Genomic DNA, 13,089 nt, shown 5'->3' on the forward strand with positions numbered 1-13,089 from the left:
ATTACCGGGTACGCTCCTTTTTGGCGGGGGCCTTGTTTACCAGCCAGATGCCGATGCAGACCAGCACCAGCGCCCCCAGATACTGCCACCGGAACAGCGGCTCCCCATTGATGAGGGCACTGAGCAGGACATTCACCACCGGGTTCACGAACCCGAAGATGGCGATCCGGCTGACGGGATTGTTCTTCATCAGCAGGGCCCAGACGATGTAGCCCGCGCCGCAGATGAAGGCCAGCGCCAGCAGGTCCAGCACGCTGAGCACAGACCAGTGTTCCAGCCGTCCGCCCAGAACAGCGCCCAGCAGGAACAGGGCCGCCCCGCCCACGAACAGGTTCACGAAGCAGACGGCAAAGCTGTCTGCCCGGCGGGTGACGGATTTGTTCCAGGGGCCTGCCAGCGTGAAAAGGACGGTGGCAATGAGCATATAGGCTACGCCCCGGGCGCTGCCGCCGCCGTGGTTGCCCAACGTGGCGATGAGAACGCCCGCAAAGCCGATGCCGCAGCCCAGCGCCTTGGCCGGGGTCATGCGGTCAGCCCTGCCGTAAAGGAAATGGGCGAAGATGACCCCCAGAAAGCTCTGGGTGCTGTTCAGGATGCCCCCAAAGGCACCGGTGAGCAGGGCAACAGCGCTGTAGAAAAAGGCATACTGCGCTGTGGTCTGCCACAGGCCCAATGCACAGCATTCGGCCAGGATCTTCCCCTTAGGCATGGCGGGGAGCCTGCCCTCCAGCAGCAGGCTGCCGCCCAGTACCAGCACACTGCCCAGCATGAACCGCACCCCTGCAAAGCAGAGAATGGAGGCCGTGTCAGCGGTGTCGATGGCAAAGAGCCGGTAGCCCAGCTTGATGAAAGGAAAGGCCGAACCCCACATGGCGTTGCAGAGAATGGCGATGATAACGGCAAAAGCCGGTGTGCCGAAAAGCCGGTCCAGCTTTTCGGCGCGGCTCAGCTGTGTCACCATGGCTCAGTGGATGCGGCTGCCAACGGGGGTGTTGTCGCCGTAGAAGGCGATGGAGCAGCCGCCGTCAGCGGTGTCGGCAGCAAAGATCATGCCCTCGCTGACATACTTGCCCTTCAGCATGGGACGGGGGGCCAGATTGCAGACGATGCCGATCTTCTTGCCGATCAGATCTTCCGGCTTGAACCACTTGGCAATGCCGGACAGGATGCAGCGCTCACGCTCGCCATCAAACACGGTCAGGTGGAGCAGCTTCTTGCTCTCCTTCAGGTTCTCGCAGGCACGCACCTCGGCCACGCGCAGCTCCACCTTGCAGAAGGTGTCAAAGTCGATCTCTTCCTCGTGGGTAAAATCAACGGTGCTCTCCTCAGCGGCGGGGGCGGCAGCAGCCTTTTCGGCTTCGGCCTTGGCCTTGTTGGCAGCCTCGGCAGCGGCCTTGCGCTTCTCGTCCTCTTCCTTCAGGTGGGCGATCTCCTTGGCCACGTCAATGCGGGGGAACAGGGCATCGCCCTTGTGGACGGTGTAGGTCTCCTGCACGCCGTAGGCAGCCTTGCTCAGGTCGATGTCGGCAGTGGACAGGCCCAGCTGATCCATCATCTTGGGAGCGGTGGAGGGCAGGTATGCGTTCAGCAGGATGCCTGCCACACGCAGTGCCTCGCACAGGTGGTAGAGCACGCTCTCCAGACGGGCCTTGTTGGCCTCGTCCTTGGCCAGAGCCCAGGGAGCGGTCTCGTCGATATACTTGTTGGCGCGCTGGATCACGGCAAAAATCTCCATCAGGGCCTGGGGGATGGTCAGGTTGTCCATGTCGGCAGTGACCTTGCCCAGCAGCTCATTGACCATGGTCTCCAGCTCCGTGTCGATGGCCTCGGTGCCAGCGGCCTTGTGGACCGTGCCGCCGAAGTACTTCTCGCACATGGCAACGGTGCGGCTGAGCAGATTGCCCAGGTCGTTGGCCAGGTCGCTGTTGATGCGGTTGATCAGGGCCTCGTTGGTGAACATGCCGTCGTTGCCAAAGGGGATCTCACGCAGCAGGAAGTAGCGGATGGAGTCCACGCCGTAGCGGTCACATAGGACCACGGGGTCCACAACGTTGCCCACGGACTTGGACATCTTGCCGCCGTTCATCAGCAGCCAGCCGTGGCCAAACACGCGCTTGGGCAGCGGCAGATCCAGAGCCATCAGCATGGCGGGCCACAGGATGGTGTGGAAGCGCAGGATCTCTTTGCCCACCATGTGCAGGTCAGCAGGCCAGAACTTGTTGTAATCGTGGTAGGTCTCGTTGCCGTAGCCCAGCGCGGAGATATAGTTGCTCAGCGCATCGACCCAGACATACATGGTGTGCTTGGGGTCAAAGGGAACGGGGATGCCCCACTTGACAGAGGTGCGGGAAACACAGGTGTCCTGCAGGCCCTGCTTGATAAAGGCGATCATCTCGTTCTTCCGGCTCTCGGGCTGGATGAACTGGGGGTTCTCCTCGTAGTACTTCAGCAGGCGGTCGGCATACTTGCCGGTCTTGAAGAAGTAAGCCTCCTCGTGGGCATCATAGACCTCGCGGCCGCAGTCGGGGCACTTGCCGTCCACCAGCTGGCTGTCGGTCCAGAAGCTCTCGCAGGGCTTGCAGTAGTGGCCGATGTACTCGCCCTTGTAGATATCGCCCTGCTCATACAGCTGGGTGAAGATCTTCTGGCAGGTCTCCACATGGTAGTCATCGGTGGTGCGGATGAAGCGGTCATAGCTGACATCCAGCAGCTTCCACAGATCCTTGACGGTGGCAACGATCCGGTCAACGTACTCCTTTGGGGTCACGCCTGCATCGGCGGCCTTGTCCTGGATCTTCTGGCCGTGCTCATCGGTGCCGGTCAGGAACATGACTTCCTTGCCCTGCATCCGCTTGAAGCGGGCCAGCGCATCGCAGGCCACGGTGGTGTAGCTGTGGCCGATGTGCAGCTTGTCGCTGGGGTAGTAGATGGGGGTCGTGATGTAGAATGTGTTGTGTTCGCTCATGGGGGATGATTCTTCCTTTCTGTTGTGGCTGTGTCACAAAAAAGCTCCCGTCCTGCCGGAATGCACCGGACAAGGACGGGAGCTGAACTTCCGTGGTACCACCTTGCTTCGCCGCGCCCTTGCGGGCATGGCCTTGCGTGCCGGGGTAAAACCGGCCTCCGCGCGGTAACGGGCGCACCCGGCGGGGGTTTGGCGGCGTGCCGCTTCACCCCCACAGCTCAGAGGCCATCTTCCACCCCGTGCTCACCTGCCCGGTTCCATCCTTCGGGCTTTCTGTCAGGCGCAGGCGGGGCGTACTCTCCTCGTCAAGGCTGTTCGCTTTTTGCCAAAGGGGCACACGACCCCCTTGTTCTTATTATAATACGCAAAAACGGCGGGTTTGTCAACTCTCCTGGTAAAGTGTTCTGTAAAACGGCTTTTGACTCGGTTTGTGTATATAAACGAAATAGTCATGAACAAAAAGATACGGTCAGGAATTGCTATCCTATGATCTTCTGCCATCCGACCATGTGTCTTTTCCATTAGCTGTATCGGATCATATTCGGAAACCCCGACAGCATCAAGGTAATAGTTAAGCCCGCAGCGAGTTCTTGGAATACAACGACTCTCTAAAAAAATCAGAAAATCATCCCAAGTGGGTTCCGTGTTGACCCCGAAAGCGGTGTCCAGAATAGAATCCACTTTGTTTTCCACACGCACCTGCTTTGTGGTGAAATCTACGTCAATGATACTGCAAAGGGTATCACGGTCATAATATTCATATTTCCGCATTGTGTGCACCTGCTCCATGCCGACCACCCCTTTTATAGAAGTGTATCATGTCGGGGACTGATGTGCAAGACATGGAAAAAGTAAAACAGCGGCGGTTTTCCAAATCGGAAAGCTGCCGCTGCTTATGTATAGAGGTTTATAGGTTCTTTGCAAGATTTTTAGCGAAGCAATGTCTACACGCTGCAATTCCTTATTTATGTAAATGGAGGCTCGCCCGGCTTCGATGCTTTCAGGAGAGATATCCACGCAATCCCAAGTCAAACCGAGCAGTTCGCCAAGGCGCAGAGAACAAGAGAAGGAGAGGTTGATGCAGAGCCGGAGCCGTGGATCATTACACACTTCCAAGGCATGGAACAGGGTCTCGGCAGTCCAGATATCACGCTTCTTTGCAGTGTATTTGGGCAAGGTGGCATAAACACAGGGATCCTTTTCCATAAGTTCCCACTTTACAGCCTGCTCAAAGGCACTTCTCAAAATTTTGTGAACCGAACGAACCGTGCCGGGAGAAACGTATTGATGCTGACGCTTTCCACACATAGGGTCAACGGCTTCGTATTTACCGTCAACCTACCGCTCATTCCCTCAGTGGGAGATCATCGCATTTGTTACGGACGTGGCTCATCATCACAGGAACGTGACTGAAGAATGCGTGTTCAATTTTCAAGGGGCGGGATAGCTTGAGGGCTGCTTTGAACGCTTGCCGAGGCTATGGCTGTATTGTAACCGATGCGGAACGAAATGAACAGGAACTCAGAGTTCACAATTTTTGAGGAAAATAGGAAGTATCGTTCCTGTTTCTCGATGAGCCGTCAAAATTATTTCTTGACTTTGTGTAAAAAACGAAGTATTATACTTGTAAGAAACTAACTTATGAGTATATAAAGATTATAAATGCACTTTGGGGAGGGAACAAAATGAGCCGATTTTACTGCCGCGATGAGGAACTTCGGAAGTTAAACAAACGATATGAGAATGGAAAGTTTGAATGTGTTGTCATTTACGGCAGACGCCGTGTCGGAAAAACTGCGCTGATCAATGAATTCTGCAAGGACAAACCGACCATTTTCTTCTCTGCCTTGAATACGACCGGAAAAGAAAATCTGGAAGCCTTGTCCAAGGCAATCATGAGTTTTGAACGACCTAATGCAGAATCATCTCCGGAATTTACAACCTACGATGCAGCATTGGACGAACTGACAGCTCTCTCCAAGGAGCAGCGGATCGTATTTGTAATTGATGAGTACCCTTATCTTGCAAAGGCTAAACCCGCTATTTCCACAATGCTTCAGCACATCATCGACCATAAATGGACAGATTCCCAAATGTACCTGATCCTGTGTGGTTCGTCCATGAGTTTTATGGAAAGTCAGGTCTTGGGCAAAGAAAGCCCTCTGTATGGACGCAGAACAGCGCAATTCAAGATCATGCCGCTGGATTATAAGGAAACAGCGGTATTCCATCCGAATCTGTCCGAAGAAGATAACGCCCTGATTTATGGCATCACAGGCGGCGTTCCGCATTATATCAACAAATTGGATGTTCGGGACAGCGTAGATGAAGCACTGATGGAAAACTTGTTTGACCGTTCCAGCTACCTCTATGAGGAACCGGCCAACCTGTTAAAGCAGGAGCTGCGTGAACCGGCAATTTATAATGCAATCATCAAGGCAATTGCAGAGGGGGCTTCTCGCCTGAATGATATCACCACGAAGGTTGGTGAAGAAAACTCTGTGGTGGCGAAGTACCTCAAAACGTTGATAGACCTTGGAATCGTCAAAAAGGAAACGCCGATCACAGAGAAAACGGGCAAAAAAACGATCTATCTTCTGGCGGACAATTTTTTTCGTTTTTGGTACCGTTTTGTGCCGGTCAATGCAAGTGCCATTGATTCGGGGCGGATCGCAAAGACCTACCCCCATGCGGTGAAGCAGTATTTTCCAGACTATATGGGTCTGATTTTTGAGAAGATGTGCCAAGACTACTTGCTCTATTATGCGAATGATCTTCCTATCGAGTTGAGTGAGATCGGGCAGTGGTGGGGAACCGACCCTCAAAAAAAGAAGCAGGTCCAGATCGACATTGTCGGAACGCCGGTTGAGGGCAATGACTATATCATCGGCTCCTGCAAATACCGCAATGAAAAAATCGGTTTGGACGAACTGGAACTGATTCGGGAATATGCAGCAGTCTTTGGGAAAGGAACAAACTACCACTACTACATTTTCTCGAAAGGCGGATTTACGGACGGACTACTTCGGGCACAGGAACGCGGAGAAGTACAGCTGATTACCCTTGCCGATATTTTTGAATAACACAAGAAACGCTCTTGCCGGTGTAAAACTGGCAGGAGCGTTTCTTGTTGAAGTGATTATAAAAGACCTTTGATTTTTTCAAGATGATCTATGGCGGCTTGCGGTTCATTTTGAAACTGATCCCTAGAAGGATCTCGGCCCAAAAGAAGATATATGATGACTGTGGATAAAACAGATTCTGATTCAGGGACACCCTAAAACCCATTTTGCCGGAGCCCCGGCCCAGCGCAAAATCCCAGGTGGATCCCCCTGCGCCGGGTGTCTGCCGCTCACTTTTTCCGCGTGGCAATGTCCTGAAAGCAGAAATAGTCCGGTTGGTGGCGGGACTGGGTGTACTCGAACAGCATCCCGTCCGAGTTGAAGGTCTGGTTTACCACCACTGCCACGCAATCATAGCCGTCCATATTCAGCAGCTTTTCATCACGGGCAGTTGCGTGTTCCACCGTGATGCGCCGTTTGCTGGTGATGATTTGCATTCCAAGCACGTTTTCAATAAAATCATAGATGGAATGGGATGCGATTTCCTCTGTCAGTCCGGGTACAAATTCCTTTAAAAAGTAGTTGATGTCCAGAATCAGTGCTTTTCCGTCCAGATAACGCACACGCTGTACCGCCCACAATTCATCGCCCTCAGAAAATCCGCTTTCCGCGGCAAACTGTTCCGTTGCGATGATGGTCTCAAACCGAATGACGCGGGTAACGGCTTGCAGACGATTGCGGTTAGCGGTCTCCTGAAAGGTCTCTATTCCACCGATGGTAAAGGTCGTCTTTCCCACCGGCTGGTAGATGACCCGAACGCCACGTCCCTGCATGGACTGCACATAGCCGTCGGCGATCAGTTCCGCAATTGCACGGCGCACCGTGTTGCGGGAGCAGTCATATGCTGCCGGTCTGCATCTGCTGGTCTGTCACAAAGAAAATGGGCACGACCCAAAGCCTGGGCATCGTCCTCGGCCTGACGCTCGTCTCCGGCCAGCTGCTCAACGCTTACGCCGTGGCTTCTACTGCGGCGGCAGATATCCCCAAATGGGATTTTGGCTTCTTCACCATCAACATGATCGGCTATCAGGCGCAGGTCATTCCCGCCATGCTGGCCGCGTTCACGCTGGTCTATCTAGAAAAATTCTTCCGCAAGATCTGCCCGGCGGTCATCTCCATGATCGTGGTGCCCTTCTGCTCGCTGGTGCTGTCCGTCATCATCGCCCACACTGTCCTTGGCCCCATCGGCTGGAAGATCGGCACCTTCATTTCTGACATCGTCTACGCCGGCATTTCCGGCTCCTTCCGCGTGGTCTTTGGCGCAATCTTCGGTTTTGTTTATGCCCCGCTGGTCATCACCGGCCTGCATCACATGTCCAATGCCATTGATATGCAGCTGATCGCCGATTTTGGCGGTACGATGCTGTGGCCGATGATCGCGCTGTCCAACATTGCGCAGGGCTCCGCCGTGCTGGGCATGATCTACCTGCAGCGCAAGAATGCTGCCGCACAGGAAGTCAACGTTCCCTCCTGCATCTCCTGCTATCTGGGCGTTACGGAGCCTGCCATGTTCGGTGTCAACCTGAAATTCCACTTCCCGTTTATCTGCGGCATGATTGGATCTGCCATCGCAGCGGTCGTCTGTGTGGCAACTTCCACCACGGCCAACGCCATCGGTGTCGGCGGCATCCCTGGTATTTTGTCAATCCAGCCCGCCTATATGCTCAGCTTTGCGCTGTGCATGGCCATTGCCATCGTCGTCCCCTTTGTGCTGACCGTCATCGTCGGCAAGAAAAAAGGCGTTGCCTGATTTTGTGAGGTGTGTACCATGAATGATTTTAAAGATAAAGTTGTCTACCAAATTTACCCGAAATCCTTCATGGACTCGAACGGTGACGGCTTCGGCGATTTGAAGGGCGTCACCGCGAAACTGGACTACCTCGCCGACCTGGGCGTTGACTATCTCTGGCTGACACCGTTCTTCCCCTCGCCCCAGCGCGACAACGGCTATGATGTGGCCGACTACCGTGCCGTTGACCCGCGCTACGGCACGATGGAGGATCTGGAGGAGCTTATCCGCGAGGCGGACAGGCGCGGCATCGGCCTGATGCTGGACATGGTGTTCAACCACACCTCCACCGAGCATGAGTGGTTCAAAAAAGCACTGGCGGGTGACAAAAAGTACCAGGACTATTACATCTTCAAGGACGGCACGCCCGACTGCTGCCCGACGAACTGGGTGTCGAAATTCGGCGGCCCTGCGTGGGAATATGTACCATGGCTCGGCAAGTGGTATCTGCACCTGTACGATGTGATGCAAGCCGACCTGAACTGGGAGAACCCCGCCGTGCGGGAGGAAATGGCCGACATCCTGCGATTCTGGAAGGCGAAAGGCATCAAGGGGTTCCGTTTCGACGTCATCAACGTCATTTCCAAGCCGGAGGTCTATGAGGACGATTTTGAGGGCGACGGCCGCCGCTTCTACACCGATGGCCGCAACGTCCACAAGTACCTGAAGGAGCTGGTCGCCGCGGGCGGCATCGACGGCATGATCACGGTGGGGGAGATGTCCTCCACCACGCTGGAAAACTGCATCGGCTACACCGCTGAGGGCAACCACGAGCTGACGATGTGTTTCAATTTCCACCACCTGAAGGTCGACTACAAGGACGGGCAAAAGTGGGAATTGAGGGAGCCTGATTACCTCGCCATGAAGAAACTGTTCCAGACCTGGCAGGAGGGGATGCAGGCCCACGGCGGCTGGAATGCGCTGTTCTGGTGCAACCACGACCAGCCTCGTGCGGTCAGCCGCTTTGGCAGCGACACGACCTACTGGAAGGAAAGCGCCGAGATGCTGGCGGTGGCCATCCACTTTATGCGCGGCACACCGTACATTTATCAGGGTGAGGAGCTGGGCATGACGAACCCGCACTTCACGAAAATCGAGCAGTACCGCGACGTCGAGAGCCTCAACTACTACAGGATCCTGCGAGAGCAGGACAAGACCGAGGCCGAGACGCTGGACATTATCGCCCAGCGCAGCCGCGACGACAGCCGCACCCCAATGCAGTGGGACGCGAGCGAGAACGCCGGGTTTACCACCGGTACGCCGTGGATCGGCATTGCCGACAACTACAAGGCCATCAACGCCGCTGCCCAAATGGACGCCCCGGATTCCATCCGCAGCTTTTACAAAACGCTGGTGGCCCTGCGCAAGAAAATGCCGGTCATCAGTGCGGGAAAAATCGAGTTCTTGTACCCCGACAACGCGGATTTGTTAGCCTATCGCCGGTACGACGGCGAGACGGAGCTGCTGGTTCTCTGCAACCTGCGGGAGCGGGAAATTGCCAAGCCCCTGCCCGTAGGCTGGACCGATGCCGAGAAACTGCTGGGTAACTACCCCGACACCGCCGACACGCTGCGCCCCTATGAGTGCGTAGTGCTGAAAAAGTGAAGGCTGCCGTATTATCTTTTCGCTATTGGGAGTTGACCGTATCCTTTGCGATCGTAACCTCATAGTGAGCAAGACAAAAGCACTTTCCCTTATTTGCAATGCAAATATAAGGGAAAGTGCTTTTTTGTAAGGGCAAAATTCCGCGTTTAAAGCTGTGCAAGACCTGCCGGGTGCCATTCGTCCCGGATGCCGATGTCGGCACAGACGATCTCACCGCAGAAGGGTGCGGAGCTTGGAGCTGTGTGCAGGGGCTTGCAGCTGTCAAACGTCACGGTCAGAACTTTTTTCATCGGTAAACCCTCCTTTGGTGGATTCGGGAAGTTCAGCCCGAAAACAAAAAAAGCGCGTTCCTCTTTCTGTTCCGAGAGAACAGCGAGTGAACGCGCTATGTATGGAGAAAAGTGATTTACACGGTTTCAGGCAGGAATGTGGAAAATAGATTTACACAGTTTATCTTGTGTTTACATGGATTTACAGGAAAGCGTTCGCCAATTTTAGCAGAGAGCCGGGAAACAGAGTTCAAAGGTGCTTTATGGGGCTTCATTTGCTGGAAGCCTGATTTTATTAGCTGGAACCGAAAATTCTGCTAATGGCATTCGCTGGCTAATTTTGATGATAGGTTCAAAATGAAAAATGCGAAGGCCATCTTTCACATGGAAAAATGACCTTCGCAATTTTTGAAATAGTGTCCTCAGGCGGATTCGAACCGCCGGCCTTTCGCTTAGGAGTAGACCCGATACGATGAAACCAAGTGCAACACAGTGCAAGAAAATCCTTGGAAATACAAGGCTTTTCACAGTTTCAAATCCTATCTGGTATTACGCTTCATAAGCATTTTCATAGGGATTTTACACCGTCCAATTGGCTCGAAATTAGCAAGGCTTTCGATTTTCGGTGGACGTTGCAAGTGCAAGCAAATTCCTCTATGTAACTTCTCGTGATACGAAATGATAGGAAATCCTATTCATTCTCGTGCGGAGGCGCTGATGTCTTTAGACACCATCTTAGTCTGTTTAATATATCATTTCAAAATAGATTTTTCAACCAGCATTATTAAGAATTTCAAAGGTTTTTTCAGACTCAATGATTCTATGTAATTTAGACCCGCCGAAGCAGGTCTTTTTTTATTTCAGCATAATCTCTCTATCCTCAGCGCCGAGCATATAAGCACCCTTGGCAAAAGCATCCCTTGCCAGAAGCTCTGCTACATCAACCCTATCGAACAGCATCCATATTTCTTTCTCTTTCGGAGTCAGTTCATGGCTATGGTCAAACAAATGCTCAAGTCCCAATCCTTCAAGCAATGCCGACTTTGCTGCTTTGTATTCCTCAGCTCTGCCAACATATTCGTCGTTCCTTTCCTTGGAAAATGCCTCGATATTGTCAGCTCTCAGATGCTCGTAATACTCGTCCATAAAGATTCTATCCATACTCGTTGACCTCCATAACAAAAAAATAAGGGCAGACCCTTTTACAGCTATTGTAGCTATGTAAAAGGATCTGCCCTTGCAGTTACTATAATGTTTTTGCCAGCGACTTCAGGAGTGCTGCCATTTCCGGATTTTGCAGAAGCTTCAGAAGAAGTTCTTTATCATCAGCGGAGCTTTCCGTTGCGGCTGGTTGAACCGGCTCAGGCGTTGCCTGTCTGCCTGAGTAGAACGCAGCTTCCATTCTTTCAGCGTTCAGTCTGCGGTCATCGTCGATGATATGAGAGTAAACATCCGCTACCATCTTGACCTGTGCATGACCGGAATCGCCTTGAACGGATTTCATATCGCCGCCGTTCAGCTTCAGCTTGTAAGTGATACTGGAATGTCGGAGACTATGGAAAACCACTTTCGGCAGTCCCTTCTCCTCAATCAGCTTATTGAAAGCACGGTTGATAACCTGCCCCTCAATCGGCTTGCCATTGGAAGAACAGAAAACCAGATTGAAGTCTACGAACTCGTCACCGAAAAGGTCTTTCAGTTCTTCGATGTCAGCCTTTCGCTGTACCAACATTTCCGCTACGGTTTTCGGTAAGAACACCTTGCGGACACTTGTTTTGGTCTTAGGAGTTTTGAGAACCAATGCGGTATGCGTACTGGCGAAGGTCGGCGGGAACTTGAACATGATGTCCTTACCGTCCAGATCTGCCATCGCTTCACGATTTACTCTCTGCAACTCCTTTTCAACGAAGATGCTTGCCTGACCAAGTTCAATACTGGTGGGGGAAATGTCAATACAGTCCCAAGTAAGCCCCAGAAGCTCGCCCATTCGCAAGGAACAGGAGAAGGCAAGGTTAATGGCCAGACGAAGAATATCATCGTCACAGGCTTCCAGAGCCTTCTGGAGCACTTCTGCTGTCCAGATGTCCCTGGTCTTGTGTTCTTCCTTCGGCAGTGTAGCGTGCTCCACAGGGTTTCTGGTCATCAATTCCCACTTGACCGCCTGATTGAAAGCATTTCGCAATGTCTTGTGAACCTCTCGGACAGTATGCGGAGTCAGATATTCTGTACGGGCTTTTACATACTTAGAAGAAACCGCTTTGACAGAAAGCAAATCTCGGTAATACTTGTCCATGATTCTCGGCGTGACATCCTCCAGCTTCATATCACCGATGAGGGGACGAATATAGTTTGCAATCAGGCTCTTTCTGCTTTCATAGGTAGACATCGCCCAGGTGTTCACACCATAGATTGACATATACTCATCCAAAAGATCGTTGACGGTTTTAGCAGAAGGGGGAATAAAGGTTCCGGACTCCTGCTCATATTCAACCTGCAACTTCCTTTTCTTTGCTTCAGCATTCGTTTCAAAGGTTTCCCACTTCTGACGCTTGTTGCCGTTCTCATCGGTGTATGTATAAACCACAGAATACTTCTTTTTTCTCTTAACGATAGATGCCATGTAATCATCTCCTTTCCTGTCTATCTTCCGCTAACTGGTAGCGGGTCTGATTCTGATACCACTTCATAAAGCTCTCTTTTGTAGCTCGGTTATGCCTGCCCACTCGAATCAGCTCGAAGCTTCCCTTGGCGGCAATGCTGTAGATATTCTGGCGATTGGTGTCAAGCATTCTTGCAATCTCTGGCAGACCGTAGGTGGATGCCATAATATCTGCATCAAGTTCCTGATCCTCTACCGTGCGGTAATCGGTTTGAGAAGCATACCATCTTTCAAAGCTCTCCTTGGTCACTCTGCGCTTGCCCAGGACATCGACCACATCAAAATGCCCTTTGGCAACCAGTTCGTAAGCAGTCGCTTCTTTCAGCCCAAGGCGCTGTCCAAGCTCCTCCATTGAATATGTAGTTTTCTTCAGTTCCTCACCGGGAGGGGTTCCATCGACCTTCTGGTATTTGAACTGATTGGCATACCATTCTTCAAAGCTGTCGATCATCACCCTCATGGTGTTGCCGACAAGAATGGTTTTGAAGTAATTCTTCTTAATGAGCCAGTATGACTCCGTTTTTCCAAGACCAAGCATCCTGCCCATTTCCGGAACAGACATACTCGTGCGTTTTCTCATTTCCGCCATCGTACAACCTCCTATGTAAAAAATGTAGCCATGTGTTTCTTGTCATGGCTACATTTTATCGAACTCTCAATATGTTTTGAAGTTTGTCGCC

General features: G+C 52.4%; 11 protein-coding genes and 1 pseudogene. 3 read left to right on the plus strand and 9 right to left on the minus strand.

Annotation, left to right across the window (positions count from 1 at the left end):
• Position 1: 1 nt before the first annotated feature.
• The 4 genes and pseudogenes from D3F01_RS03065 to D3F01_RS03080 form a co-directional block, all read right to left on the minus strand.
• Positions 2-961 (minus strand): DMT family transporter, encoded by a 960-nt coding sequence (locus D3F01_RS03065; protein ID WP_242885908.1) that lies wholly within the window; start codon positions 959-961, stop codon positions 2-4.
• A gap of 3 nt (positions 962-964) precedes the next feature.
• Entirely contained in the window at positions 965-2,965 is a 2,001-nt protein-coding gene (metG, locus tag D3F01_RS03070) for a methionine--tRNA ligase (protein WP_005933006.1), read from the minus strand.
• Positions 2,966-3,241: 276 nt separating this feature from the next.
• Positions 3,242-3,736: a hypothetical protein gene (locus D3F01_RS03075; RefSeq protein WP_242885909.1), complete on the minus strand. Its 495-nt coding sequence runs from the start codon at positions 3,734-3,736 to the stop codon at positions 3,242-3,244.
• Between the two features lie 171 nt (positions 3,737-3,907).
• Positions 3,908-4,264: pseudogene (locus D3F01_RS03080) on the minus strand (site-specific integrase); the annotation flags it as partial.
• A gap of 386 nt (positions 4,265-4,650) precedes the next feature.
• On the opposite strand from D3F01_RS03080, the gene D3F01_RS03085 reads away from it, so the two are divergent.
• A complete protein-coding gene (locus tag D3F01_RS03085) occupies positions 4,651-6,048 on the plus strand; it encodes an ATP-binding protein (RefSeq protein WP_227612552.1) in 1,398 nt (465 codons plus the stop codon).
• Between the two features lie 269 nt (positions 6,049-6,317).
• Here D3F01_RS03085 and D3F01_RS03090 read toward each other — a convergent pair whose 3' ends face one another.
• Complete coding sequence (locus D3F01_RS03090; protein WP_242885910.1) at positions 6,318-6,908, minus strand: UTRA domain-containing protein; 591 nt, start codon at positions 6,906-6,908, stop codon at positions 6,318-6,320.
• Between the two features lie 20 nt (positions 6,909-6,928).
• Here D3F01_RS03090 and D3F01_RS03095 point away from each other — a divergent pair, with 20 nt between their 5' ends.
• The gene (locus D3F01_RS03095; protein ID WP_347474716.1) at positions 6,929-7,837 is read left to right on the plus strand and encodes a PTS transporter subunit EIIC; all 909 of its coding nucleotides are present in this window, start codon (positions 6,929-6,931) and stop codon (positions 7,835-7,837) included.
• Between the two features lie 18 nt (positions 7,838-7,855).
• A complete protein-coding gene (treC, locus tag D3F01_RS03100; protein ID WP_156073393.1) occupies positions 7,856-9,481 on the plus strand; it encodes an alpha,alpha-phosphotrehalase in 1,626 nt (541 codons plus the stop codon).
• Positions 9,482-9,627: 146 nt separating this feature from the next.
• Here the strand turns inward: treC and D3F01_RS03105 are convergent, their stop codons facing one another.
• The 4 genes from D3F01_RS03105 to D3F01_RS03120 form a co-directional block, all read right to left on the minus strand.
• Entirely contained in the window at positions 9,628-9,771 is a 144-nt protein-coding gene (locus D3F01_RS03105; protein WP_156061935.1) for a hypothetical protein, read from the minus strand.
• Positions 9,772-10,605: 834 nt separating this feature from the next.
• Positions 10,606-10,911: a hypothetical protein gene (locus D3F01_RS03110; RefSeq protein ID WP_002304425.1), complete on the minus strand. Its 306-nt coding sequence runs from the start codon at positions 10,909-10,911 to the stop codon at positions 10,606-10,608.
• An 85-nt stretch (positions 10,912-10,996) separates the two neighbouring features.
• Positions 10,997-12,370 carry a site-specific integrase gene (locus D3F01_RS03115; protein WP_002304423.1) on the minus strand — a complete coding sequence of 458 codons (1,374 nt, stop codon included), beginning with the start codon at positions 12,368-12,370 and terminating at the stop codon, positions 10,997-10,999.
• Positions 12,371-12,374: 4 nt separating this feature from the next.
• Positions 12,375-12,998, minus strand: coding sequence for a helix-turn-helix domain-containing protein (locus D3F01_RS03120; RefSeq protein WP_110437433.1), 624 nt, complete (start codon positions 12,996-12,998; stop codon positions 12,375-12,377).
• Positions 12,999-13,089 lie beyond the last annotated feature (91 nt).

This window comes from Faecalibacterium sp. BCRC 81149, assembly GCF_022750605.1.
Taxonomy (GTDB): Bacteria; Bacillota; Clostridia; order Oscillospirales; family Ruminococcaceae; genus Faecalibacterium; species Faecalibacterium duncaniae.